The organism is Nocardioides luteus (assembly GCF_014648595.1).
GTDB classification, from domain to species: Bacteria; Actinomycetota; Actinomycetes; order Propionibacteriales; family Nocardioidaceae; genus Nocardioides; species Nocardioides luteus.
The window spans coordinates 68,516-92,780 of record NZ_BMRK01000005.1 but is presented as its reverse complement, the minus strand read 5'-3'; the positions used below and the strand labels follow the sequence as shown (position 1 = coordinate 92,780).

Annotated in this window: 27 protein-coding genes; 17 read left to right on the top strand and 10 right to left on the bottom strand. The window is 69.8% G+C overall.

Going from position 1 to position 24,265, the window contains the following annotated elements; translation table 11 throughout:
• Positions 1-34: 34 nt before the first annotated feature.
• A complete protein-coding gene (locus IEY81_RS08320) occupies positions 35-697 on the top strand; it encodes a M15 family metallopeptidase (RefSeq protein ID WP_229787535.1) in 663 nt (220 codons plus the stop codon).
• Between the two features lie 46 nt (positions 698-743).
• Here IEY81_RS08320 and IEY81_RS08315 read toward each other — a convergent pair whose 3' ends face one another.
• Positions 744-1,655: an alpha/beta hydrolase gene (locus IEY81_RS08315; RefSeq protein ID WP_189118010.1), complete on the bottom strand. Its 912-nt coding sequence runs from the start codon at positions 1,653-1,655 to the stop codon at positions 744-746.
• A 123-nt stretch (positions 1,656-1,778) separates the two neighbouring features.
• Here IEY81_RS08315 and IEY81_RS08310 point away from each other — a divergent pair, with 123 nt between their 5' ends.
• Positions 1,779-2,324, top strand: coding sequence for a TetR/AcrR family transcriptional regulator (locus tag IEY81_RS08310; RefSeq protein ID WP_189118009.1), 546 nt, complete (start codon positions 1,779-1,781; stop codon positions 2,322-2,324).
• Between the two features lie 45 nt (positions 2,325-2,369).
• Here the strand turns inward: IEY81_RS08310 and ychF are convergent, their stop codons facing one another.
• Entirely contained in the window at positions 2,370-3,443 is a 1,074-nt protein-coding gene (gene ychF, locus IEY81_RS08305; protein WP_189118008.1) for a redox-regulated ATPase YchF, read from the bottom strand.
• A gap of 79 nt (positions 3,444-3,522) precedes the next feature.
• On the opposite strand from ychF, the gene IEY81_RS08300 reads away from it, so the two are divergent.
• The 4 genes from IEY81_RS08300 to IEY81_RS08285 are packed head-to-tail and all read left to right on the top strand — an operon-like array spanning position 3,523 to position 7,394.
• Positions 3,523-4,851, top strand: a complete 1,329-nt coding sequence (locus tag IEY81_RS08300; RefSeq protein ID WP_189118007.1) for a GH1 family beta-glucosidase — start codon at positions 3,523-3,525, stop codon at positions 4,849-4,851.
• A 28-nt stretch (positions 4,852-4,879) separates the two neighbouring features.
• Positions 4,880-5,398 (top strand): PH domain-containing protein, encoded by a 519-nt coding sequence (locus tag IEY81_RS08295; protein WP_189118006.1) that lies wholly within the window; start codon positions 4,880-4,882, stop codon positions 5,396-5,398.
• The gene (locus tag IEY81_RS08290) at positions 5,395-6,990 is read left to right on the top strand and encodes a PH domain-containing protein (protein WP_189118005.1); all 1,596 of its coding nucleotides are present in this window, start codon (positions 5,395-5,397) and stop codon (positions 6,988-6,990) included. The genes IEY81_RS08295 and IEY81_RS08290 overlap by 4 nt, the downstream gene beginning before the upstream one ends.
• On the top strand, positions 6,987-7,394 hold the full coding sequence (locus IEY81_RS08285) for a VOC family protein (RefSeq protein ID WP_189118004.1): 408 nt from the start codon (positions 6,987-6,989) through the stop codon (positions 7,392-7,394). Before IEY81_RS08290 ends, IEY81_RS08285 begins: the two co-directional genes overlap by 4 nt.
• Here IEY81_RS08285 and IEY81_RS08280 read toward each other — a convergent pair.
• On the bottom strand, positions 7,391-8,461 hold the full coding sequence (locus IEY81_RS08280) for a WD40/YVTN/BNR-like repeat-containing protein (protein ID WP_189118003.1): 1,071 nt from the start codon (positions 8,459-8,461) through the stop codon (positions 7,391-7,393). The genes IEY81_RS08285 and IEY81_RS08280 overlap by 4 nt on opposite strands.
• Before the next feature lie 192 nt (positions 8,462-8,653).
• On the opposite strand from IEY81_RS08280, the gene IEY81_RS08275 reads away from it, so the two are divergent.
• Complete coding sequence (locus IEY81_RS08275) at positions 8,654-10,528, top strand: glycoside hydrolase family 3 protein (RefSeq protein ID WP_189118002.1); 1,875 nt, start codon at positions 8,654-8,656, stop codon at positions 10,526-10,528.
• Positions 10,529-10,708: 180 nt separating this feature from the next.
• Here the strand turns inward: IEY81_RS08275 and IEY81_RS08270 are convergent, their stop codons facing one another.
• The 3 genes from IEY81_RS08270 to IEY81_RS08260 are packed head-to-tail and all read right to left on the bottom strand — an operon-like array spanning position 10,709 to position 13,403.
• A complete protein-coding gene (locus IEY81_RS08270; protein ID WP_189118001.1) occupies positions 10,709-11,797 on the bottom strand; it encodes an ABC transporter substrate-binding protein in 1,089 nt (362 codons plus the stop codon).
• A gap of 20 nt (positions 11,798-11,817) precedes the next feature.
• A complete protein-coding gene (locus IEY81_RS08265) occupies positions 11,818-12,564 on the bottom strand; it encodes an ABC transporter permease (RefSeq protein WP_189118000.1) in 747 nt (248 codons plus the stop codon).
• A gap of 47 nt (positions 12,565-12,611) precedes the next feature.
• Positions 12,612-13,403: an ABC transporter ATP-binding protein gene (locus IEY81_RS08260; RefSeq protein WP_229787533.1), complete on the bottom strand. Its 792-nt coding sequence runs from the start codon at positions 13,401-13,403 to the stop codon at positions 12,612-12,614.
• A gap of 45 nt (positions 13,404-13,448) precedes the next feature.
• Between IEY81_RS08260 and IEY81_RS08255 the strand changes: the two genes are divergently transcribed.
• Positions 13,449-14,231 carry an exodeoxyribonuclease III gene (locus IEY81_RS08255; protein WP_189117999.1) on the top strand — a complete coding sequence of 261 codons (783 nt, stop codon included), beginning with the start codon at positions 13,449-13,451 and terminating at the stop codon, positions 14,229-14,231.
• Positions 14,232-14,255: 24 nt separating this feature from the next.
• On the opposite strand, the gene IEY81_RS08250 is transcribed toward IEY81_RS08255, so the two are convergent.
• Positions 14,256-14,582, bottom strand: coding sequence for a TfoX/Sxy family protein (locus IEY81_RS08250; protein WP_189117998.1), 327 nt, complete (start codon positions 14,580-14,582; stop codon positions 14,256-14,258).
• Positions 14,583-14,641: 59 nt separating this feature from the next.
• On the opposite strand from IEY81_RS08250, the gene IEY81_RS08245 reads away from it, so the two are divergent.
• A complete protein-coding gene (locus IEY81_RS08245; RefSeq protein WP_189117997.1) occupies positions 14,642-15,733 on the top strand; it encodes a DNA recombination protein RmuC in 1,092 nt (363 codons plus the stop codon).
• 4 nt (positions 15,734-15,737) lie between these two features.
• Positions 15,738-16,181 carry a DUF6542 domain-containing protein gene (locus IEY81_RS08240; protein ID WP_189117996.1) on the top strand — a complete coding sequence of 148 codons (444 nt, stop codon included), beginning with the start codon at positions 15,738-15,740 and terminating at the stop codon, positions 16,179-16,181.
• A 23-nt stretch (positions 16,182-16,204) separates the two neighbouring features.
• Here IEY81_RS08240 and IEY81_RS08235 read toward each other — a convergent pair whose 3' ends face one another.
• The gene (locus IEY81_RS08235; protein WP_189117995.1) at positions 16,205-16,834 is read right to left on the bottom strand and encodes an L-threonylcarbamoyladenylate synthase; all 630 of its coding nucleotides are present in this window, start codon (positions 16,832-16,834) and stop codon (positions 16,205-16,207) included.
• A gap of 33 nt (positions 16,835-16,867) precedes the next feature.
• Positions 16,868-17,866, bottom strand: a complete 999-nt coding sequence (locus IEY81_RS08230) for a 4-hydroxy-3-methylbut-2-enyl diphosphate reductase (RefSeq protein ID WP_189117994.1) — start codon at positions 17,864-17,866, stop codon at positions 16,868-16,870.
• A gap of 239 nt (positions 17,867-18,105) precedes the next feature.
• On the opposite strand from IEY81_RS08230, the gene xseA reads away from it, so the two are divergent.
• On the top strand, positions 18,106-19,338 hold the full coding sequence (gene xseA / locus IEY81_RS08225; protein ID WP_189117993.1) for an exodeoxyribonuclease VII large subunit: 1,233 nt from the start codon (positions 18,106-18,108) through the stop codon (positions 19,336-19,338).
• Complete coding sequence (locus IEY81_RS08220) at positions 19,331-19,531, top strand: exodeoxyribonuclease VII small subunit (RefSeq protein WP_189117992.1); 201 nt, start codon at positions 19,331-19,333, stop codon at positions 19,529-19,531. Before xseA ends, IEY81_RS08220 begins: the two co-directional genes overlap by 8 nt.
• Positions 19,532-19,538: 7 nt before the next feature.
• Here the strand turns inward: IEY81_RS08220 and IEY81_RS08215 are convergent, their stop codons facing one another.
• The gene (locus IEY81_RS08215; RefSeq protein ID WP_189117991.1) at positions 19,539-20,162 is read right to left on the bottom strand and encodes a DUF4245 family protein; all 624 of its coding nucleotides are present in this window, start codon (positions 20,160-20,162) and stop codon (positions 19,539-19,541) included.
• Between the two features lie 220 nt (positions 20,163-20,382).
• On the opposite strand from IEY81_RS08215, the gene IEY81_RS08210 reads away from it, so the two are divergent.
• Genes IEY81_RS08210 through glpX form a run of 5 tightly spaced genes read left to right on the top strand, consistent with a single transcriptional unit; the run spans position 20,383 to position 24,099 of the window.
• Positions 20,383-20,772, top strand: coding sequence for a TOBE domain-containing protein (locus IEY81_RS08210; RefSeq protein ID WP_189117990.1), 390 nt, complete (start codon positions 20,383-20,385; stop codon positions 20,770-20,772).
• Positions 20,769-21,521, top strand: a complete 753-nt coding sequence (gene modA / locus IEY81_RS08205) for a molybdate ABC transporter substrate-binding protein (protein ID WP_189117989.1) — start codon at positions 20,769-20,771, stop codon at positions 21,519-21,521. The genes IEY81_RS08210 and modA overlap by 4 nt, the downstream gene beginning before the upstream one ends.
• A gap of 58 nt (positions 21,522-21,579) precedes the next feature.
• Entirely contained in the window at positions 21,580-22,341 is a 762-nt protein-coding gene (locus IEY81_RS08200) for an ABC transporter permease (RefSeq protein ID WP_189117988.1), read from the top strand.
• Positions 22,338-23,036 (top strand): sulfate/molybdate ABC transporter ATP-binding protein, encoded by a 699-nt coding sequence (locus IEY81_RS08195; protein WP_189117987.1) that lies wholly within the window; start codon positions 22,338-22,340, stop codon positions 23,034-23,036. The genes IEY81_RS08200 and IEY81_RS08195 overlap by 4 nt, the downstream gene beginning before the upstream one ends.
• A gap of 43 nt (positions 23,037-23,079) precedes the next feature.
• Positions 23,080-24,099: a class II fructose-bisphosphatase gene (gene glpX / locus IEY81_RS08190; protein WP_189117986.1), complete on the top strand. Its 1,020-nt coding sequence runs from the start codon at positions 23,080-23,082 to the stop codon at positions 24,097-24,099.
• Positions 24,100-24,265: the final 166 nt, after the last annotated feature.

Sequence of the window (24,265 nt, the reverse complement as noted above, 5' to 3'; positions counted from 1 at the left end):
CATTCTCACCGGCGGTGTGGCAGGCTGACCCGTCGTGGCGGACGAAATCGTGCTGATGGGCGACCCGCGCGTCGCCGCGATCCCTGTCGACGACTGCGGCGACGACCTGGTCGACACCCGTGACCTCGAAGGTCTGGCGTCGACACCCGACCAGAACCCGCAGAACCCCGACTACGCGTTCCTGCGACGGTCGGTCGCAGAGCGACTCCTGCGAGCCCAGGAGTCGTTGCCCGCAGGCCTACAGGTGCTCATCGCCGAGGGCTACCGACCTCCTGAGCAGCAGGAGTTCTACTTCAACCGTCGAAAGCAGCGGCTGATGGATGCGAACCCCGCGCTCTCCGAGGAGGCCGCCTACCTCGAGGCCAGCGGCTTCGTGTCGCCGCCGACGATCGCTCCGCACGTGTCTGGGGCCGCCATCGACCTCACCCTGATCGACGAACAGGGCCGGGCGTTGGACATGGGCACCCCGATCGACGCCACCCCCGAGGCCAGCGACGGCGCCTGCTATTTCGCCGCCGAGAACATCACCGCCGAGGCGCGACGCAACCGGGAGACCCTGGCCGCCGCGCTCTCTACCGCCGGGCTGGTCAACTACCCCACCGAGTGGTGGCACTGGTCGTACGGCGACCGCTACTGGGCTCTGATGACCGATCGCCCCCACGCCCTCTTCGGGCCGACCCGCCTCGCCGACGGCTGACCCGGACCTCCGCGGTGGAGCTGGTGGACCACGTCGCAGAGAACACTCAGGGCCGGGCGAGAGGCACGTGGGACGCCAGGAAGGCGAGCTGGTCGGCTACGACAGTGTCGAAATAGGGATCGAGGTAGGGCTCGAAGTGCTGGCAGTCGTAGGTTCGGATCTCGACCCTGGGGATACGCCGGGCTGCTTTCAGCGCTACTTCGACAGGGGTCACGATGTCGCGTTCTGCGATCTGGACGAAGGTGCGCGCCATGACCCTGGGGGCTCGCCGGCCGGGTGAATAGAACGGCACACGTAGCGCGATGCGTGCTGCCACGTCGTTCTCCGGGAGCAGCTCCTCGTAACGGTCGCCGGCCAGGCGGATCGCCATCGGCGCCGCGTCCGGCGAGGTCATCATGGCGAGCTCGCCCGGATAGCCGGCTGCGGCGACCCGGTAGGGCTCCCGGCCGGCGAGCGCACGAGCCTGATCCCACACCCCGGCAACGATCAATCGCAGAACATGCAGGAACGGCTGGGAGAAGGCCGACGCCGGTCCGCTGATGTGCGGCACCTGGGCGATGACGGCGGCCACATCGTGATCCTCGGCGGCCACGTGCAGCGCGTGGCCGCCGCCGAACGACGTGCCCCACAGCACCACCCGACTCGTGTCGACTCCATCGAGACTGCGGGCGTAGGCGATGGCGGCGCGCCAGTCGGCCTGCTGGGCCTTGATGTCGAGTACGCGACGCGGGTCCCCCGCACTGTCGCCCCACCCTCGGTAGTCGAAGACCAGCACCGCATAGCCGGCGTCGGCGAACCGGGCGGCGTACGCGTCCAGGCGCAGGGCCCGGATCGCTGCGAAACCGTGCGCCATGACGATGACCGGCGGATTCTCGGCGGCGGCCGGGCGGTAGAGCCAGGCCGCGCACGCCGTTCCGTGTGAGTCGATCGTGATGTCCTCTCGACCGTATCCGGTCATGCGTGACCCCTTCAGAATCGTGTTGAATGGCGATCAAGAACTCCGGCGGAACCGTACCAACGTCTTGAACGCGATTCAAGAGCCTGTCTTGAACAGCGTTCAAGCGATCGATAAGGTCCTGACGTGCCCGCAAACAGGCGTCGTCAGGACCGCGAGGAGAAGCGGGCGGAGCTGCTGACCGAGGCCCGCCGGCTGTTCATCGAGGACGGATACGAGGCCACCTCCATGGCAGCTCTCGCGAAGGCCGCCGGAGTCGCCGGAAACACCATCTACTGGTACTTCGCCGACAAGGACGACGTCCTGGTCGCCGTGCTCGAGACGGTGCTGAGTGACGCCCTGGCCGAGTATCAGCAGGTCGCGACAGCCCCTCTGGAGGAGCAGCTCAGCTGGGTCGTCCGACAGCTGCAGCAGATGCAGCGACTCGTCAACACCGTCCACACGCGCGCGGCCCACTCGCCGGCCGTCGACGAATGGCACACAGGATTCCACCGCACCGCCGAAGGCCTGTTCCGCGCGACGCTCGAAGAGCTCGGGGTCGACAGCACCGACATCGAGGCCGAGATCAAGATCGGCGTCTTCACCGTCGAAGGGCTGCTCACCCACAGCCTCGACGAGGAGCAGCAACAGGCGATCTGCCGACGGCTCGCCGAGCAGTGGACCCGCCGGTGACCATCACCTCAGGTCGCGAGGCCTGAACGCCTCTGCGCTGGCGAGCTACACGTTGAAGCGGAACTCCACCACGTCACCATCAGCCATGACGTAGTCCTTGCCCTCCATGCGCACCTTGCCGAGGTCACGGGCCTTGGCGACGGAGCCGGCGGCGATGAGGTCGTCGTAGGAGACGATCTCGGCCTTGATGAAGCCCTTCTGGAAGTCGGTGTGGATGACACCGGCGGCCTCGGGGGCGGTGGCGCCCTTGGGGATCTCCCACGCGCGGACCTCCTTGGGACCGGCGGTGAGGTAGGTCTGCAGGCCGAGGGTGTCGAAGCCGACGCGGGCCAGGATGTCCAGGCCGGGCTCCTCGACGCCGGCGTCGGCCAGGAACTCGCGGGCCTCGTCCTCGTCGAGCTCGACGAGCTCGGCCTCGAACTTCGCGTCCAGGAAGATCGCCTCGGCGGGGGCGACCAGCTCACGCATCGAGTCCTTGAGCGCCTCGTCGGCGAGCTCGTCGGAGTCGCAGTTGAAGACGAAGATGTAGGGCTTCGCGGTGAGCAGCATCAGGTCGCGGATCAGGGCGCGGTCGATCGACGTTGCGATGATCGGGGTGCCGGCCTCGAGGGCCTCCTTGGCCTCGACCGCGGCGGCGAGGTTCGCCTTCAGGTCAGAAGCCTTGCGCGACTCCTTCTCCAGCCGCGGGATCGCCTTCTCGACGGTCTCGAGGTCGGCGAGGATCAGCTCGGTCTGGATGGTGGAGATGTCGTTGGCGGGCTCGACCTTGCCGTCGACGTGGGTGACGTCGTCGTCGCGGAAGACCCGGGTGACCTGGCAGATCGCGTCGGACTCGCGGATGTGGGAGAGGAACTTGTTGCCGAGGCCCTCACCCTGCGAGGCGCCGCGCACGATGCCGGCGATGTCCACGAACTGCACCGTGGCCGGCAGCAGCTTCTGCGAGCCGTAGATCTTCGCCAGCTCGGCCAGCCGGTCGTCGGGCACACCGACGACGCCGACGTTGGGCTCGATGGTGGCGAACGGGTAGTTCGCCGCGAGGACGTCGTTCTTGGTCAGAGCGTTGAAGAGGGTCGACTTGCCCGCGTTGGGAAGTCCCACGATGCCGATGGTGAGTGCCACGATCGACAATCCTAGAGTCGTACGTCGCCATCCCCCGAAACCGCGGACGGCTGCCAGACGCACCGGGCAGACTGCAGCCGTGAGCGAGCTACCCGGCACCAGCCTCCCGACCGGCTTCCGCTTCGGCGCCAGCACCGCCGCCTACCAGATCGAGGGGGCGGCCGACGAGGACGGGCGCGGACCCTCGGTGTGGGACACGTTCTGCGCCGAGCCGGGACGGATCCTCGACGGCTCGAGCGGCGCGGTGGCCTGCGACCACTATCACCGGCTCGTGGAGGACCTCGACCTGATGGCGCGGCTCGGGCTCGATGCGTACCGCTTCTCGATCTCCTGGTCTCGCGTCCTGCCGACCGGCGCGGGCGAGGTCAACCAGAAGGGCCTCGACTTCTACGACCGGCTTGTCGACGGGCTGCTCGACCGCGGGATCGCACCGATGGCGACGCTGTTCCACTGGGACACCCCACAGGCCCTGCAGGACGCTCACGGCGGGTGGCTGAGCCGGGAGACGTCGCAGAGGTTCGGGGAGTTCGCAGCCCTGCTGGCCGATCGCCTGGCCGACCGCGTCGCCCACTGGTGCCCGGTGAACGAGCCCAACGTGGTGACCGTCTTCGGCCACGCCCTCGGCACCCACGCCCCCGGTGAGACGCTGGTCTTCGACGGCCTGCCGACCGGTCACCACCTGCTCCTCGGGCACGGCCTGGCGGTGCAGGCGCTGCGGGCCGCGGGCGCAGCCAGCATCGGCACGGCGACCAACCACATGACGGTCTGGCCGGCGACCGACTCCGAAGCAGACCGGGCGGCCGCCGGGCTGCTGGACACCTTGTGGAACCACTCCTTCGCCGACCCGGCGCTGCTGGGCCGCTACCCCGAGGACCTCGCCGCGCTCTTCCCGGTGCAGGACGGCGACCTGGACGTGATCAGCACGCCGCTGGACTTCTACGGGCTCAACTACTACAACCCGACCGCAGCAGCGGCCGCCCCGGAAGGCGCCGCGAACCCGATCGAGCAGCCGCCGATCACCGGCTATCCGACCACCGACTTCGGCTGGCCGGTCGTGCCCGACGGTCTGCACGACCTGCTGACGGCCCTGCACCAGCGCTATCCCGGCCACCCGCCGTTCGTGATCACCGAGAACGGCGCCTCCTACGACACCGCCCCCGGAGAGAGCGACGCCGACCGGATCGCCTACCTCGACCTGCACCTCCGTCAGGTCGAGCGCGCAGTCGCCGACGGCATCGACATCGCCGGGTACTACTGCTGGTCGCTGATGGACAACTTCGAGTGGGCCGAGGGCTACACCCAGCGGTTCGGTCTCGTGCACGTCGACTACGACACCCTGGTGCGCACCCCGCGCGACTCGTTCGAGTGGTACGCATCCGTAATCGCCGGTCACAAATCCAGACGGTAAACGGACGCGACGCAATAGGCTCGCGCCCGTGAACGCCCCTGACACGCCGCTGCGCCTGCGCGAACCCGCCCATCAGGTCTCCGAACGAGCACCTGCCTACTGGCGTCTGTCGGAGGCGATCAGCGCGGTCATCTGGCTGGTGCTCGCGATCGGTGTGGCAGTGACCGCGATCCTGGTCCCGCACGGCTTCTGGACCTGGATCATGTGGGTCGCCGTCGTGATCTTCGTGCTGGCTCCGGTGCCGGGGCTCACGTTCGTGCCGACGATCCGGTTCCGGATCCACCGCTGGGAGGTCACCGACATCGCCGTCCACGTACGCCACGGGTGGCTGACCGTCGTCGACGAGATCGTGCCGCTCTCCCGGGTGCAGACGGTCGACTCGACGCAGGGGCCGCTGATGAGACGGTTCGGGCTGCGTACGGTCAAGGTCTCCACCGCCTCCTCGGCCGGCACCGTCCAGATCGCCTGCCTCGACGACGCGCTCGCGCTCGAGGTGGTCGCGAAGCTCGTCGCCATCACCGCCGCGACCCCCGAGGACGCGACGTGAGCACGCCGGACGTACCCGAGGTCCCCGACGCCGAGTGGCAGCGCCTGGCCGGCTGGACCGCGGTGGTCAGCCCGATCTCGACACTGCGCCAGGCGCTCATCCCGGCTGTGATCGGTGCCTTCGGTGCCGGTCAGGCCAACGTGCTCATCGGTCTGCTGGTCGCGGCCGGCATCGCGGTCTTCGCCGCCGTCGCCGGCCTCGTTCCGTGGCTGACCACGACCTTCCGGGTGACCCCGACCCACCTGGAGGTCCGCAAGGGCCTGTTCAACCGCACCACCCTGACCGCCCGCCTCGACCGCGTACGCAGCGTCGACCTCAACTCCACCCTCGTCCACCGTGTCCTCGGGGTCACGAAGGTCGACGTCGGCACCGGTGTCGACGAAGGGCAGATCACGCTCGACTCGCTGACCAAGGAGGCGGCCTTCCGGCTGCGGCGCGAGCTCCTCCACGCCGCTCCGGAGGCGCCCACAGAGGGGGTCTCGACAGGCTCGACCACCGGCGAGGGTTCGACCACCGGTGGCGAGGTCTCGACAGGCGCCACCGCCGAGGGTGAGGTCATCGCCCGGCTCGACTGGTCCTGGATCAGGTACGCCCCGCTCAACCTCCGCAACCTGGCGATCGCGCTGGGTGGTCTGGCGGCGTTCTTCGGCGCGTTCTCCGACATCATCCCGTGGGAGCGGACGATCGGGATCCGGGTGCAGGACGGCGAGATCAACGGGCGCCCGGTGGAAACGCTGCTGCACATGCTGCTGATCGCGATCCCGATCGCGATCATCGTCGCCGCGCTGATCTGGGCGCTCGGCTCCTGCGTGGGCTACGCGGTGCGGTGGTGGGACCTCCAGGTCGTGCGCGAAGCGGGCCGCGAAGGCACCACGCTGCGCCGCAGCTTCGGCCTGACCAGTACCCGGGCGACGACCGTCGAGGAGGCGAAGGTACGCGGCGCCACCTCCACCGTCGGCCCGCTGATCGGCCTGGCCGGCGGAGCCGACCTCAACCTGCTCACCACCGGCCTCGACGACAACTCCCCCGCGGTCCTGCCGACCGCGCCGGAGCGCGTCGTCTCGGAGGTCGGCACCGACATCCTCGGCGAGGACGCCTTCACCGTGCCGCTGACCGGCCACGGACCGAGGCCGCGCCAGCGCTACTGGTTCCGGGCGAGCGTCGCCACCGCGGTGTGGACGCTGATCGCGCTCGTCCCCACGGTCCTGGTCGGCGTGCTCGCCGACACCTGGCTCTGGTGGCTCCCGGTCGGGATGTTCGTGCTCGCGCTCGTCCTCACCGTGGTGGGCGCCGAGCTGCGCCACCGCCACCTCGGCCACGCCCTCACCGACCGCTATCTGGTGGTCCGCTCGGGCTCCTACACCGCGGTGCGCACCGCGCTGCAGACCGAGGGCATCATCGGCTGGCGGGTCAGGCAGACCTTCTTCGACCGCCGCATCGGTCTCGCCCAGGTCACCGCGATGACCGCGGCCAGCCACGAGCACGTCGACCTCCCCGACGTGCCGCTCGACACCGCCGTCGCGCTCGCGGCGGCGGCCACGCCGCGTACGGTCTCGGACTTTCTCGCTGCACGCCCCCAGGAGGGCTCATGACGATCCACATCCGCCACCTCACCTTCGACTGCGCCGACGCCCGCGGGCTCGCCGAGTTCTGGTCGGCCATCACCGGCTGGCACCTCTTCTACGACGAGGACCCGGAGGTCGTCGTCGCCAAGAGCTACCCGTCGACCGAGACGATGCTGCTGTTCATCCCGGTGCCCGAGCCGAAGACCGCGAAGAACCGGCTCCACATGGACATCAAGCCCGTGGACACCACCCGCGACGAGCTCGTCGAGCGCGCGCTCGGGCTCGGTGCCACCATCCTCGGCGACCACCGCACGGAGGACGGCGGCGGTTTCGTTGCCCTCCAGGACCCGGAGGGCAACGAGTTCTGCATCGAGCTCGGCGACCACGAGCGGAAGCCGCACGGCCCGATGAAGATCGGGCTCACGATCTAGCGCGCGAGCACCCCGACGCGTCCGCCCGCACCTGCGGCCCAACAGGTGCCGTGGACGCAGTCGACGACGTGGAACCGCGTCTGCGCGGCGCCGAACGGCTCCCACGTACGGCCGTTGTCGTGGCTGATGTCGCTGCCGTTCGGCCCGACCGCGATCGCGGTGCGGCCGCCGATCCAGGAGACCGCCTCCCGGAATCCGCCCAGGTCAGAGGTGGAGTTGGTCCAGGTGCGGCCGCCGTCGGTGGAGTACGCAGCACGGTCGACGCCGTCGTCCTCGAAGCCGAAGTCGCCGCCGACGGCGATGCCCTGGCGCGGGTTTCGGAAGCCGAGGCCGAAGACGCCGGCCGCCTCGCCGGTCGCGATCGTGGAGTCGGCCGAGGACCAGGACCGGCCGCCGTCGTGGGTGGCGTAGATCTTCGAGGCGGCGCCACCGCCGCCGATCCAGGCGTCGCGCCCACCGGCGGTGACCAGGCAGGTGCCGCTGGCCGAGTAGCCGAACTCGCCCGGCGCCTCCAGGCCGCGCGTGTCCGCGATCTCCCAGCTGTCGCCACCGTCGTCGGTGGTGATGATCCGCCACTCGCCGTCGACCGGGTCGCTCATCGCGATGCCGCGCTCGCCGCCGGGCCAGAAGTCGACGCAGTTGTAGAAGGCGGCCGCCTCCGTGGAGCGGAACGTCTCGGTCCAGGTCGCACCGCCGTCGACGGTCTTGTAGATCCGGCTGGCCTCGCCCTCGCCGATCGAGAGCACGACCGCCTCATCGGCCGAGCGCGCCTCCACGTCACGGAAGAGCAGCCCCTCCGATCCGGGCGGGGAGACCTCGTCCCAGCTCTGGCCGCCGTCCGTCGTACGGAACACGCCACCGCCGTCGCCGCCGAGCCACGCGGTGTCCGCGTCGACGGCGTCGAGCGCCCGGAAGCCCTGGGTCGTGTCGACGTCCACGGCCGTCCAGTCGTACGCACCCCCTGGGTGACCCGGCTGGCCGGTCTGCACAGCCTGCGCCGCCGGCGCGAGGGTGAGGGTGGTGAGGGCGAGAGTGGCCGCCGCTGCGGCTCCGACAACGATGCGCACGAAGGTCACCTTGTCCCTGCCGGGGCATTCTGTCCACCCGCTTCGGCAAAATTCGTCCGCCGAGATCGCGGTCCACACAGGCGAATCTGCGTGCGATTTCCAAAGACTCTGGAATTTTCTTCCATGACCGGTTGGAAGGACCTAGAGTGAGTCGCCGTGCCGCGCACGGGCGGCTCAGACTGAGGAGTTGTCATGGGCAGAACGACGCTGACCAGGGGCGGAAGGATGGCGGCGGCAGGTCTTGCCGCGGCAGTGGCGGTCGCCATGCCGTACACAGCGAGCCACGCCACCGACTCGGACCGGCCCGCCATCACGGCGAGCAAGAAGCCGGACAAGCCCGGCAAACCTGACAACCCGAACCAGCACGGCCAGATCACCTCGCTGATGCGACACATGTCGCTCGAGCAGAAGATCGGTCAGCTCTTCGTCATCGAGGTCTACGGACGCGACGCCGACGACGTCAGCGACGCGGCGAAGGCCGGCAACCAGAAGCTCTACGGCGTCGACACCCCGGCGCAGGCGATCGCGAAGTACCAGCCCGGCGGGGTCATCTACTTCACCACGCGCGGCCCCGACAACATCGGTGACGCGGCCCAGGTCGCGACCCTCTCCAACGGTCTCCAGCGTGCCGCGCTCGAGCAGCGCCCCAAGATCCCGCTCAACATCGCCGTCGACCAGGAGGGCGGTGCGCTCGTGGCCCGGTTCGGTCCGGCCAGCGGCGCGACCCAGATGCCCGGCCAGATGGCGCTGGGCGCCGGCGGCTCGACCGACGATGCGGCCCGGTCCGCCGAGGTGATCGGCTCCGAGCTGGCCGCCGTCGGCATCACCCAGGACTACGCGCCCGTGGCCGACGTCAACCTCAACCCGAACAACCCGGTGATCGGGATCCGCTCCGCCGGTGCCGACGCCGGCGCGGTCTCCGACATCGTGGCCGCCGAGGTCGGCGGCTTCGACGACGGCGGCCTCTCCTCGATCGCCAAGCACTTCCCGGGCCACGGCGACACCGGCACCGACAGCCACTACGGCCTGCCCGAGGTGACCCACAGCCGCGAGGAGCTCGAGGCGATCGACCTGCCGCCCTTCGAGGCTGCGATCGACGCCGGGATCGACGCGATCATGACCGCCCATGTGACCGTGCCCTCGATCGACCCGAGCGGCGAGCCGGCCACCATGTCGGAGCCGATCCTCACCGGCCTGCTCCGCGAGGAGCTGGGCTTCGACGGCCTGATCGTGACCGACGCTCTCGACATGCAGGGTGCCAGCGACACCTACCCGGCCGACGTGGCGCCGGTCGAGGCCTTCCTCGCCGGTGCCGACCAGCTGCTCATCCCGCCGCAGATGGACACCGCGTACGCCGCGGTCGTCGACGCCGTCAAGGACGGCACCATCTCCCGCAAGCGGCTCGACGAGTCGGTCTACCGCATCCTGAAGCACAAGCTCGACAACGAGATCTTCAAGAGCCCGTTCGTCGACCCCGCCGCCGCTTCGGCCGTCTTCGCCGACCCGACGCACAAGGCCGACGCCCAGGCGATCTCCGACCGCACCACGACCCTGGTGAAGAACGACGACGGCCTGCTGCCGCTCGACGCCGGCGCCAAGGACGTCCTGGTCGCGGGCTGGGGTGTCGACACGACCTCGGGCATCGCCGCGGGGTTCGAGGAGCGCGGAGCCACGACCGAGGTGCTGCAGTCGGGTACGACCCCGACCGACGCCAACATCGACGCCGCCGTCGCGGCCGCCGAGGGCAAGGACCTCGTCGTGGTCTCGACCAACAACGCCTGGCAGATCAACCCCGCGACAGGGGACCCCACCCCGGCCGCCGTGGCCCAGACCAAGCTGGTCAAGGCGCTGCTGGCCACCGACACCCCGGTGGTCGTGGCCGCGATGCGAAACCCCTACGACGTGGCGTCCTTCCCCGAGGCCGCGACCGTCCTGGACACCTACGGCTACACCTCCCACCAGATCGAGTCGCTGGTGAAGGTGATCCACGGTGAGGTCGACCCGACCGGCAAGCTCCCGGTCGAGATCCCGGGTCTCTTCCCGCTCGGTCACGGCCTGTCCTACTAGCGCCCCGAACGGTCAGTTTCTGGCCCCGAGAGGTCGAATTCTGACGCCGAATGGTCATCGGAACGCGGCAGTTTCCCGCCATGGCGGGAAACTGCCGCTGCCCATGAACCGGCATTTCGAACTCTGACCTCTCGGCGTCGATTTTCGACGTCTCGGCGTCGAGAATCGACGTCTCGGCGGTCAGGGGGCGGGCCAGATCACCTTGCCGTCCGCGTCGACCACGGCCTCGGCGAAGGACGTGTCGAACCAGGAGGCGGCCTGCTCGGGCGTGACCTTCTGCCCTGCGTACGTCGTGACGACCTCGGCCAGCGCGGCGACGTTGTCGGGGTCGACCGAGCCGAACCTGACCGGGAGCGGGTTGTCGGCAGCGACCTCGACCTCGGTGCGCCAGATGGCGGTCTCGTGCTTCTCGTCGGACTCGGCGCCGGCGAGGTCGTGCTGGTAGCCGATGCACTCCCCGACGTGCTCGTCGGCGGCGCAGTAGGTGTAGGCCTTGAAGACGGCGCGGAGGACGTCCTGCACCGCGGTCGGGTGCTTCTTCGCCCAGGCCGGGTTGACGGAGTAGGCGCCCAGCGAGCCCGGCACGTCGAAGTCGGTCGGCTCCCAGACGGTGACGTCCTCCCCGGCCTCCTTCAGCTGGTTGGGCTCGTTGGAGACGAAGCCGACCAGCGCGTCGACCTGGCCGCGAGTCAGGACGCCGGGGTCGTAGCCGACCTTGACCTGCTTGACCTTGGACATATCGACGCCCGCCTCGGCGAGCATCGCCTGCACACCGACGGGCACCCACCCCTTGTGGCCGAGGGTCTTGCCCTCGAGCTCCTTGAGGTCGGTGATGCCGGTGCCGGTCATCAGCACGTCCAGGCCCGCGTTGGAGTAGGACGAGACGCCCAGCACCTCGAGACCGCTGGCGTTCGAGGTCATGATGTCCTGCTCGGAGAGCGGGCCGACCTGCACCTTCCCGGCGGCGATCAGCTTGGCGTTCTGGGAGACGTCGCCCGAGCCGGGCTGGAGCTCGACGTCGAGACACAGGTCCTCGAAGTAGCCGAGCCGGTCGGCGGCGATCGCCTCCATGATCGAGGCCGACGCCTGCCAGTAGTAGCCGGACATGTAGGTGATCTTCCCGGCGTCCTTGTTCTGCTCGCAGCGCTCGGCCGAGACCGCGCTCCCCTCCTCGCCTGCGGAGTCGGACGACGAGCCGCAGGCGGTCAGGGCACCCAGCAGGACCGTCGCCGAGGTGAGGGCAGCGGCGATCAGACGTACGCGAGGCATCAGGGGCTCCTTCAAGGGGATCAGGACTCGTGCCAGTGGAGCACTCGCCGCTCGGCGAGCGTCACGAGCCAGAACAGCAGCGAACCGAGCGCCGCGAGGACGAAGATCGCTGCCCACACGGTAGCCAGTCTGTTCTGCGAGCTGGCCACCTGGATCACGCTGCCGAGCCCGTCGGCCGATCCCGCGGCCGAGAGCTCGGCGACGACGGCGCCGATCAGCGACAGCGGGAAGACGATGCGCAGGGACGCGAAGACGTACGGCAGCGAGGCCGGCACCCGCAGGTGTCGCAGCACCTCCAGCCGGCTCGCCGCGACCGTGCGATAGACCTGCAGCACCGGGCCCGGCACCGCTCGCAGCCCGGCGGCGACGTTGATCAGGATCGGGAAGAAGCAGACGAGCGCGGTCAGCACCACCTTCGGCGCCATCCCGAACCCGAGCGCCACCACGAGCAGCGGCGCGATCGCGACCAGCGGCGTCACCGAGAGCACCACGGCCACCGGCATCACCGCCCGCCGCACCACACCGACCTCGCTCACCACGACGGCGAGCGCGAAGGCGGCGACGAAGCCGATCCCGAGCCCCACCAGCGCCTCGCTGAGCGTGACCAGGGTGTTGGAGACGAAGTAGCCGGGGTCGCCGGTCAGCACGCCCGCGATGTCACCCAGGGGTGCGAACAGGTAGGGCACGTGCCGCGCGCCCAGCTCCCAGCCGAGCCCGAGCACCACCAGGAGGAGGACGAACGGCAGCCAGTACGCCGGGCGCAGCATGCGGCGAACGACGGTCGATCTCGTCGAGACCCCCTGTCCGTCGCGGCTCACCTCTGGAGCCCGCTTCCGCTGAACGCGTCCCTGAGCCGCTCGCGCAGGGTGAGCTCGAAGGCGTGGAACTCCGGGGAGGTGATGACCTCCTGGTGGCGCGGGCGGGGCAGGTCGATGTCGATGACGTCGGTGACCCGGCCCGGCCGCGGCGCCATCACCACGACCCTGTCGGAGAGCCGGACCGCCTCGGCGATCGAGTGGGTCACGAAGACGACGGTCGCGCGGGTCTGCTCCCACAGCTGCAGCAGCTGCTCCTGGAGCGCCTCGCGGGTGAACTCGTCGAGTGCACCGAACGGCTCGTCGAGGAGGAGTACGTCGGGGCGCAGCCCGAAGGCGCGTACGATCGCGGTCCGCTGCTTCATGCCGCCGGAGAGCTCGGCAGGGAGCTTGTGGATCGACTCCCCCAGACCGACCTCGCGCAGCATCCCCTCCAGGTCGGGCAGGCCGCGGTCGTGACGCCGGTTGACCTTGTGGGGCAGCGTCACGTTGCCGAGCACGCTGAGCCAGGGCAGCAGCGCGGGCGACTGCGGCACGAATCCGAAGGCCTTCGCCTCGGCCGCCTCCGTGGGCGTCAGACCGCAGACGGTGATCCGGCCCGCGTCCGTCGGCTCCTGGCCGCTGATCAGCCGCAGCAGCGTCGACTTGCCGCAGCCGGAGGGGCCGATGATGCTGACGAAGGTGCCGGGCTCGATGGTGAGATCGATGCCGTCGAGGGCGATCGTGTCGGTGAGATCGGCCTGCTGGTAGAGACGGCGGACCCCGTGCATCTCGATCGTCGCGCTGGCCACGCCTCAAACGTTAGTCCAGTGGTAGACCTCGATAGTCTGACGGGCGTGCGTATCGCCACCTGGAACATCAACTCCATCCGCTCCCGCATCGACCGCGTCGAGGCCTTCCTCGAGCGCCACTCGATCGACGTGCTCGCGCTGCAGGAGACCAAGGCCCGGCCCGACCAGATCCCCACGATGGGCATCGAGGCGCGCGGCTACGAGGTCGCCTCGGTGGGGTACGACCAGTGGAACGGCGTCGCGCTGGTCTCGCGCGTCGGCCTCTCCGACGTACAGGTCGGCTTCGACGGGATGCCGACGTTCAAGGACGTCGCCGAGGCCCGCGCGCTCTCGGCCGACTGCGGCGGGGTGCGGGTGACCTCGGTCTACGTGCCCAACGGCCGCAAGCCCGACGACCCCCACTACGCCTACAAGCTCGAGTGGCTGGCCGCCCTGCAGAAGGCTGCCACGGCCTGGCACGACGGCCCCTCGGCGATGGTCGGCGACTGGAACGTCTGCCCCTACGACGAGGACTGCTTCGACCCCAAGCAGTTCGTCGGCAAGACCCACCTCACCCCCGCCGAGCGCGACGCCTTCTTCGCGATCGAGAAGGACTTCAAGGACGTCGTACGCCCCTACGTACCCGGCCCGGAGGCCTACACCTACTTCGACTACTACCGACAGCGCTTCGAGCGCAACCGCGGTCTCCGCATCGACTTCGTCCTCGGCTCCCCCGCCTTCGCCTCGCGAGTCACCAACGCCTTCGTCGACCTCGACGAGCGCAACCCCGCCATCGGCACCGGCGCTCCCTCCGACCACGCCCCGGTGATCGTCGACCTGTCCGACTGAGACCGGCCGTCCCTTGCGGGCGACCTACTTCGGAGGCTTCGGCGGCAGGGACTGCGCGGTTGCGATGCCACGCCGGACCCAGTCGGCGAGCGCGTCACCGGCGACCAGGTCGGCGGCGACGTTGACGTAGCCGGACATCGTCCGCTCCCCCATCGTCATCGGCTCGGCGCCGGCGGCGATGGCGGCCTCGTAGGCGGACCTGCCGGTGCGTACGAGCAGGTCGTCGGGGCCGACGGCGCAGGCCATGTTGCCGTTGACCATGAACGCCAGCGCTCCGAACATCTTCTGCTCGGTGACCTCGGCAGGCATCAGGGCGCGGACACGTTCGGCGAGCTCGGCGTCGTAGGCCATGTCCCCATGCAACCACGAGTCGACGCAATTGTGTCGGTGGTCCCTGCGAGGATCAGCACATGGAGATCTGGATCCTGGTGCTCGGACTGATGATCGGTCTCGCCCTGGGCGTCGTGCTCGGGGTGCTGTGGGTGCGTGCCAGAAGCGTGGACGCGGTCGGGGCCGGGATGGTCGACCAGGCCGAGGTGATGCAGGGGCTCGACCGGCTCAGCGACCAGATGCAGCATCTCGACCGGGAGCGGGCTCGCTGGCAGGGCCAGTTCGAGACCGAGGTCAGCCGGCTGCAGCTCGAGACCCGGTCGCTGTCGACCGCGCTCCGCAAACCCCAGGTCAGGGGCCGTTGGGGCGAGATGCACCTGCGTCGTGCGGTGGAGCTGGCCGGGCTCGTCGACAAGTGCGACTTCTCCGAGCAGGTCCATCTCGAGGACGGACGCCTGCGTCCGGACCTGGTGGTGCACCTCTCCGGTGGGAAGGAGCTGGTCGTGGACTCCAAGGTCCCGCTCGACGCCTACCTCGACGCGGCGGCCGCGGACGACGAGGACGACTATCGAGCCCACCTGCGCAGGCACACCGCCCAGTTGCGTACGCATGTGGACCAGCTCGCCTCGAAGGCCTACTGGCGCTTCCTGGAGGAGTCTCCCGAGTTCGTCGTGCTCTTCGTGCCGGCCGAATCGTTCCTCTCTGCGGCAGTCGAGACCGAGCCGGGCCTGATCGAGTACGCCGGGGAGCGCCGGGTCGTGCTCGCCTCCCCCACGACGCTGATCGCGCTGCTGCGCACGGTCGCCCACGGCTGGTCCCACGAGGCCCTCGCCGAGCAGGCCCGCGAGATCCATAGACTGGGCCGTGACCTGCACCAACGCCTCTCGACGATGTCCGGCCACCTGGACGGGATCGGGCGCTCGCTGAACACCGCGGTGACCCGCTACAACCAAGCGATCGGGTCCTTGGACAACCGGGTCCTGGTGGCCGCCAGGAGGTTCAACGAGCTGTCGGTGACCGATGACGACCTCCAGACGCCCCGACCCGTGGAGATACGTGCGGTTGAGCGGCTGAGCAGCGTAAGGGAGGATGATCGGCGCGCCGCCGAGAATGACGGTGTGCCGGGCCCTACCGTGGGATCGGATACACAGGCTGCATACGAGAGACCGTGACCCCATGAGTCAGCGCACCATCTGGGAGGAAGGACGCGAGTCCGGCCGCCATGTCGTCGCGCTCGGATCCGCCACCTCGCTGACGGTGACCTTCGTGGATCTGCTCATCGACGACAAGATCGGCCTGCTCTTCGACCTGACCTTCGTGGCGATCGCCCTGACCCTCGCCCTGATCGTCAGGCCCAGCGACTTCTTCGTGGTCGGCGTGCTGCCGCCGCTGATCATGCTCGGCATCTTCATCCTGCTGGCCGCCACCCAGCCCGGGTCGATCGCCGATGCCGAGGACGGCTTCATCCAGGCGATCTTCAGCGGCCTCGGCCATCACGCGGTCAGCCTCTTCATCGGCTACGCCGGCTGCCTCGGCTGTCTGGCGATGCGCCGCCGCGTTCTGCGACAGCGCGGCGAGGCGAGCGCGGACGTCGAGCGTGAGCGCGCGCTCGCCTCCTGAGCGATCTGGGGTCCGACCGAGGGTCAGTCCAGGGCGAGGAAGCCGGACACGTCGCCGGCGCCCTCACGGATGATCTCGGGCTGCCCGTCGGCCCAGTTGATCACGGTGGTCGGCTCGGCCGGGGTCTCACCGGCCTCGATGACGATGTCGACCTGATGGTCGAGCTCCTCCTTGACGTTCCAGCCGAAGACCTGCGGCTCGGTGTCGCCGGGAAGGATCAGCGTCGAGGAGAGCAACGGCTCGCCGAGCTCCTCGAGCAGCGCCTGCACCACGGCATGCTCGGGGATGCGTACGCCGACGGTCTTCTTCTTCGGGTGCATCAGCCGCCGCGGCACCTCGGGGGTGGCCGGGAGGATGAAGGTGTAGGGGCCGGGCGTCGCGTGCTTGATCGCCCGGAAGGCGCTGTTGTCGACGTGCACCATCGTGCCGAGCTGCGCGAAGTCCCTGCAGATCAGCGTGAAGTGGTGCCGGTCATCGAGGCCGCGGATACGCAGGATCCGGTCGCGGCCGTCCTTGTTGCCGATCCGGGAGCCGAGGGCATAGCCGGAGTCGGTGGGATAGGCGATCAGCTGGTCGTCACGCAGCGCATCGACGACCTGGCTGATCAGACGAGTCTGCGGATTGTCAGGGTGTACGTCGAGGAATCGGGCCACCCCTCGACCCTAACGCCCTCTGCCCGCTGGGGATCAACCCCTTGCGGCAGCTGCCTTGAGGTCTTTTCGCAGCTCCTTGGGCAACGCGAAGATCAGCGACTCCTCGGCGCTCTTGTGAGCCTTGGCGTCCGGGAAGCCGTGGCCCTTGAGGAAGTCGACGACCCCCTCGACCAGCTTCTCGGGCACGCTGGCACCCGAGGTGACCGAGACGCTGCGTACGCCCTCGAGCCAGGCCTCGTCGATCTCGCTGGCGTCGTCGACGCGGTAGGAGGCCTTGGCACCGGCCTCGAGAGCGACCTCGACCAGGCGGACGGAGTTGGAGGAGTTGCCGGAGCCGACGACGATGACCAGGTCGCTGGCCGCGCCGATCTCCTTGACCGCCTGCTGGCGGTTCTGGGTGGCGTAGCAGATGTCGTCGCTGGGCGGGTCGAGCAGCTCGGGGAACTTCACCCGGAGCGCGGCCACGGTGTCCATGGTCTCGTCGACCGAGAGGGTGGTCTGGGAGAGCCAGACGACCTTGGAGGGGTCGGGCACCTCGATGCCGGGGACGTCGCCAGGGCCCTCGACGAGCGTGGTCGCCTCCGGCGCCTCGCCCATGGTGCCCTCGACCTCCTCGTGACCGGCGTGGCCGATCAGCAGGATGCTGTAGCCCTCGCGCGCGAACCGCTTCGCCTCGAGGTGGACCTTGGTGACCAGCGGGCAGGTCGCGTCGATCGTCTTCAGGTCGCGCTGGACCGCGTCGGCGTGGACCGCCGGCGAGACACCGTGGGCCGAGAAGACGACGGTCGCACCGGTCGGCACCTCGTCGAGCTCGTTGACGAAGACCGCTCCGCGGTTGCGGAGATCGTCGACGACGTGCTTGTTGTGCACGATCTCCTTGCGTACGTAGACCGGCGCACCGTAGAGGTCCAGAGCCTGCTCCACGGTGATCACCGCCCGGTCCACCCCGGCGCAGTAACCCCGGGGCTCCGCGAGGAGGACAGCCTTCTCGTCGTCGGAGATCAGGCGTGGGGTGCCGAGGTCGATACTCATGCCTCCAGTCTAGGGACCCGGGCATGAGACCGCCGAGTCGGCGCATCTGCCCCACCCAGCAACGTCGAGTCGGCGCATCTGCCCCATCGACAGGCGCCGAGTCGGCGCAACTGCCCCACCGGGGATTGACGTCTCGGGGCAGACGCGCCGACTCGGCATCCTCACGTGGGGCAGACGCGCCGACTCGGCGTCCTCACGTGGGGCAGATGCGCCGACTCGGGGGGATTAGGGTTGCCCGCATGGCGTTGGAAACCTCCCCCGAGTCGCCCGCCCCGGTGCGGCAGATCGCGAACGCGATCGGTTCGTGGATCGACCGGCTGGGCGCGGTGTGGGTGGAGGGGCAGGTGGCGCAGATGAGCCGGCGGCCGGGGATGCAGACGGTGTTCCTGACCCTGCGCGACTCGGTGGCCGACATCTCGGTGCCGGTGACGTGCACCCGGTTCCTGCTCGACAGCCTCAACCCGCCGCTGGTCGAGGGCGCCTCGGTGATCATCCACGCGAAGCCGTCCTACTACGCCAACCGCGGCACGCTCTCGCTGCAGGCCCGCGACATCCGGCCGGTCGGGCTCGGTGAGCTGCTCGCGCGGCTCGAGCAGCGCCGGCAGCTGCTGGCCGCCGAGGGGCTCTTCGCCTCCGAGCTCAAGCGCCCGCTCCCCTTCCTCCCGACGAAGGTCGGCCTCGTCACCGCCGCCAACTCGGCTGCCGAGCGCGACGTGCTCGAGAACGCGCGGAGGCGGTGGCCGCAGGTGCGGTTCGAGGTGGCGTACGCGGCGATGCAGGGCAGCCGCAGCGCTGCCGACGTCGTGGAGAAGCTGCAGCGGCTCGACCGGGACGCCGAGGTCGACGTGATCGTCGTCGCCCGCGGCGGCGGCTCGGTCGAGGACCTGCTCCCCTTCTCCGACGAGCACCTGATCCGTGCGGTGCACGCCGCGCGCACCCCGATCGTCTCCGCGATCGGCCACGAGCCCGACTCACCGCTGCTCGACCTGGCCGCCGACGTACGCGCCTCGACGCCGACCGACGCCGCCAAGCTCGTGGTGCCCGACGTCGTCGAGGAGCAGCGGATCGTCGCCACCGGCAGGGACCGGCTCCGCGGCGGGATCGCAGCCCTGATCCACCGCGAGCAGACGCTGCTCGACTCGCTTCGCTCGCGCCCCGTGCTGGCCGACCCCCGCTCGCTGATCGACGCCCGGCGGGACGAGGTCACGATGCTGCGCGACCGCGCCCGCCGCACCGTGGGTCACGCGCTCGACCGGGCCGCCGACGACATCGGTCACCACCGTGCCCGGGCCCGCGCGCTCTCGCCGCTGGAGACGTTGAAGCGGGGGTATGCCGTCGCCCAGGACGCCGACGGGCACGTGCTGACCAGCGTGGCGGAGGCGGCCGAGGGCGCCGCGGTCAGCATCCGCCTCGCCGACGGCCGCCTGACCACCACCATCAACTCGATCGAGAAGGACCCCACGGATGACTGACGACAACAGCGACCTCTCCTACGAGCAGGCCCGCGAGGAGCTGGTCGAGGTGGTCCGCAAGCTCGAGGCGGGCGGCATCACCCTCGAGGAGTCGCTGGCGCTGTGGGAGCGCGGCGAGAAGCTCGCCACGCTCTGCCAGGAGTGGCTCGACGGCGCGCGGAAGAAGATCGACGCCGCGATCGCCGACGACTGAGCGGCAGCTACTTCGCCAGCGGCTCGTCGGTGAGCAGGTCGAGGTAGTCGCGTACGTCGCCGTCCTTGGGACCCCAGAGCATCAGGGTCTGGCCGTCGACCTCGGTCGAGTAGCCGCTGTCGCCGTCGGAGTCGGACCACTCGGTCCAGGTGGTGGCGACGTCGGTTTCGATCTCGACCTCGTCACCCTCCTTGGCCTGGGTGTCGATGTTCTTCTGGGCGAGCGACTGCGCGGAGCGGGAGGAGAGCTCGAGGCCGACGTAGGAGGTCTCGCCCTTGACGAACGACATCGTCCAGGCCGGTTCCTCGCCGCCCTGGTAGGACGGGTCGGTGTTCGCGTACCATCCCGAGGGCAGCTCGCGGGGGTAGATCACGTCGATGTCGGCGGCCTGGGCGCTGCGTACGGCCTCGGCCCAGTCGGCCTTGTAGGTCTGGTTGGCACCGCTGACCTCGCGCTCGAGGTTGCCGCGCCACTGCACGATCAGCACGATCGGGACGACGAGGACGAGCAGGAAGATCATCGACCCGATCAGTGCGCCGAAGGTACGCGGGTAGCTGCGGGCCGGGGTCTCCGGCTGCTCGCTCGGCTGCTCGCTCGAGGGCTGGGCAGGCTGCTGATCGGTGTCGCTCACGCCCTCCATGGTCCCACTCGTCTCATGTTCGCTCGAATCGTGGTCTCGACAGGCTCGACCACCGGAGCGACACACGCTCGAAAGACGGTCTCGACAGGCTCGACCACCGGAGCGACACACACTCCAACAACGGTCTCGACAGGTTCGATCATCGAAGGCCATTGTTCCGCAGATGAGGACAGATCCTGCCGGATTCCTCCGCAGATGCGATACTCCTTACGTGACCAGCTACCGCATCGCCGAAGCCGCCGAGCTCCTCGGCGTCAGCGATGACACGGTGCGTCGCTGGGTGGACGCGGGACGGATCGAGGCGACCACGGAGAACGGGCGCGCGGTCGTCGACGGCATCGCTCTGGCCGAGCTCGCCGCCGAGCTGGCCGATGCCCCCGCTCCCGACCGGGCGCGGGCCGTCAGCGCTCGCAACCGGATGCTCGGGATCGTCACGCGCACCACCATGGACACGGTGATGGCCCAGGTCGAGATGGTCTGCGGTCCCTACCGGATCGTCTCGCTGATGAGTGCCGAGGCCGCCACCGAGCTCGGCCTCGAGCCCGGCGTCAGCGCGGTCGCGTCGATCAAGTCGACCAACGTCGTGGTGGAGCGCCCATGACCACGAGGCGCTGGACCCGTATCGCGGTCGCCACCGCGGCCATCCTCGCCCTCGCCGGCTGCGGGAGCGCGAGCGGCGCGGACGACCAGGAGCTGACCGTCTTCGCGGCAGCCTCGCTGACCGACACCTTCACCCAGCTCGCCGAGGAGTTCGAGAAGGAGCACCCCGGCGTGAAGGTGACCACCAGCTTCGGCGGCTCCTCGGATCTGGTCGCCCAGATCGAGGACGGCGCCCCGGCCGACGTTTTCGCCTCGGCCGACACCACGAACATGGAGAAGCTCGGCGACCTGGCCACCGACCCGCAGGACTTCGCGGCCAACACGCTCGAGATCGCCACTCCCAAGGGCAACCCGGCGAGGATCTCCCGCTTCGCGGACCTCGCCGAGCCCGGCACCAAGGTCGTCGTCTGCGCCGTCGAGGTGCCGTGCGGCAGCGCGACCGCGCAGATGGAGGAGAGGACCGGCGTCGACATCGATCCGGTCAGCGAGGAGCAGTCGGTCAGCGACGTGCTCGCCAAGGTCACCTCCGGCGACGCCGACGCCGGGCTCGTGTACGTGACCGACGTGGCCGCCGCCGGCGACTCGGTCACCGGCGTCGACTTCGCGGAGTCCGACCGGGTCGTGAACACCTATCCGATCAGCACCATCGACGGCACCGACGAGGCCGACCTCGCCCGGGAGTTCATCGAGATGGTGCTGAGCGAGACCGGACAGAAGGTCCTGACCGATGCAGGCTTCATCCGGCCCTGATCTTCTCGGGAACGGCAGGCGGACGGACCGGCAGAGGGGGGCCGGTCCGTCCGTCGGCATGCCGCGCTGGCTGTGGCTCCCGGCAGGGGTCGCTGCCGCCTTCCTGGTCGTGCCGCTCGCCGCGATCGTCCTCCGCGTCGACCTGCCCAGCCTGCCCGCGCTCATCACCTCGCCCTCGGCGCTCGAGGCGCTCTGGCTCAGCCTCCGCACCGCCCTCGCCAGCACCCTGCTGTGCATCGCCCTCGGCGTACCCCTCTCCACCGTCCTCGCCCGCACCAGCTTCCCCGGCCAAGGACTGGTGCGGTCGCTGGTGCTGCTCCCGCTCGTGCTGCCTCCGGTCGTGAGCGGGCTGGCCCTGCTCTACACCTTCGGACGCCGCGGCCTGCTCGGTCAGTCGCTGGACCTGATCGGCATCCAGATCCCCTTCACGACGCTCGCCGTGGTGATGGCCCAGACGTTCGTCGCGCTGCCGTTCCTCGTCATCAGTCTCGAGGGGGCGCTGCGCACCAGCGGCACCCGCTACGAGGCGGTCGCGGCCACCCTCGGCGCCCGCCCGACCACTGTCTTCCGCCGGGTGACCCTCCCCCTCGTCGGCCCCGGACTGCTCTCCGGTTCGGTCCTCGCCTTCGCCCGCTGCCTCGGCGAGTTCGGCGCCACGATCACCTTCGCCGGCAACCTCCCCGGCGTCACCAGCACGATGCCGCTACGGGTCTACCTGCTCCGCGTCGACGACCCCGACGCGGCGGTCGCGCTCTCGCTGGTGCTCGTCGTCGTCGCGATCGCCGTCATCGGCTTCGCCCGGCACGGGAGGGCGATATGAGCGACCTTCATCTTCGTGCCGTCATCGCCCAGCGCGGCATCGACGTCACCCTCGACGTGGCCGCCGGGGAGACGGTCGCGCTGACCGGCCCCAACGGCGCCGGCAAGTCCAGCATCCTCGGCATCATCGCCGGGCTGCTCCGCCCCGACGAAGGAGAGGTACGCCTCGGCGACCGCGTCCTCGACGCCACTCCCCCGCACGCCCGCGGGGTCGCGCTGCTGGCCCAGGACCCGCTCCTGTTCCCGCACATGTCCGTGCTGGCCAACGTCGCCTTCGCACCGCGAGCCCGAGGCGTACGCCGCCGGCACGCCCACGAGCTCGCCACCCGCCACCTGGCCGAGGTCGGTGTCGAGACCCTCACCGACCGGCGGCCCACGCAGATCTCGGGCGGCCAGGCCCAGCGGGTCGCGGTGGCTCGTGCCCTGGCTGCCGATCCGGAGCTCCTCCTTCTCGACGAGCCGATGGCCTCGCTCGACGTCGACGTGCGCCCCGCCCTGAGGCAGACGCTGCGCACGGCGCTCGCGGACCGTACCGCCGTGATCGTCACCCATGACGCCGCCGACGCGCGCGCTCTGGCCGACCGCGTCGTGGTGGTCGAGCACGGTCGCATCGTCGAGGACGGCCCCGCCGAGCAGGTTCTGGACGACCCGCAGTCGGCGTTCGCCGTCAGGCTGGTCTCTGGATCGATCAAGTGACACCCCGGCCACCCGATGAGCTGTGGCCGATAGATTGAACCCCATGAACGACACCCAGCCACTCGGCGTCGACCCCACTGCTCCTGACCGCAACCTGGCCCTGGAGCTCGTGCGTGTGACCGAGGCAGCGGCGATGGCGGCCGCTCGTTGGGTGGGCCGCGGGGACAAGAACGGCGCCGACGGCGTCGCGGTCCACGCGATGCGCACCATGATCTCCACGGTCGCCATGAACGGCACCGTCGTCATCGGGGAGGGCGAGAAGGACAACGCCCCGATGCTCTTCAACGGCGAGCAGGTCGGCGACGGCACCGGCCCCGACTGCGACGTCGCGGTCGACCCGATCGACGGCACCACCCTGACCGCGAAGGGGATGAGCAACGCGGTCGCGGTGATGGCGGTCGCCCCGCGCGGCAGCATGTACGACCCCAGCGCCGTCTTCTACATGGAGAAGCTGGTCACCGGCCCCGAGGCCGCCGGCGTCGTCGACATCCGGCTGCCGGTCGCCGAGAACATCGCCGCGGTCGCGAAGGCCAAGGAGACCACCGCCTCCGACGTCACCGTGATCGTGCTCGACCGGCCGCGTCACGAGAAGCTGGTCGAGGAGATCCGCGAGACCGGCGCCCGGATCAAGTTCATCGTCGACGGCGACGTCGCCGGGGCGATCTCGGCGGCCCGCGTCGGTTCCGGCGCCGACCTGCTGATGGGCATCGGCGGCACGCCGGAAGGTATCGTCGCCGCCTGTGCGATGAAGGCGATGGGCGGCACCATCCAGGGCCGGCTGTGGCCCAAGGACGACGAGGAGCGCCAGCGCGCCCTCGACGCCGGCCACAACCTCGACCCCGACTTCGTGCTCCACACCGACGATCTGGTCACCGGCGACGACTGCTTCTTCGTCGCCACCGGCATCACCGACGGTGACCTGATGCGGGGTGTGCAGTACCTCCCCCACGGCGCGGTCGTCACCGACTCGTTGGTCATGCGCAGTCGCTCCGGGACGATCCGCAAGGTCACCTCCGAGCATCAGCTCGCGAAGCTGAAGGCCTACAGCTCGATCGAATTCTGAGGTCTCGACAAGCTCGACCACCGGTGGGGCCGGGTCTCGACAGGCTCGACCACCGGAGGCAGCCAGGTCTCGACAAGCTCGACCACCGGTGGGGCCGGGTCTCGACAGGCTCGACCACCGGAGGCAGCCAGGTCTCGACAAGCTCGACCACCGAAGCCTGGGTATG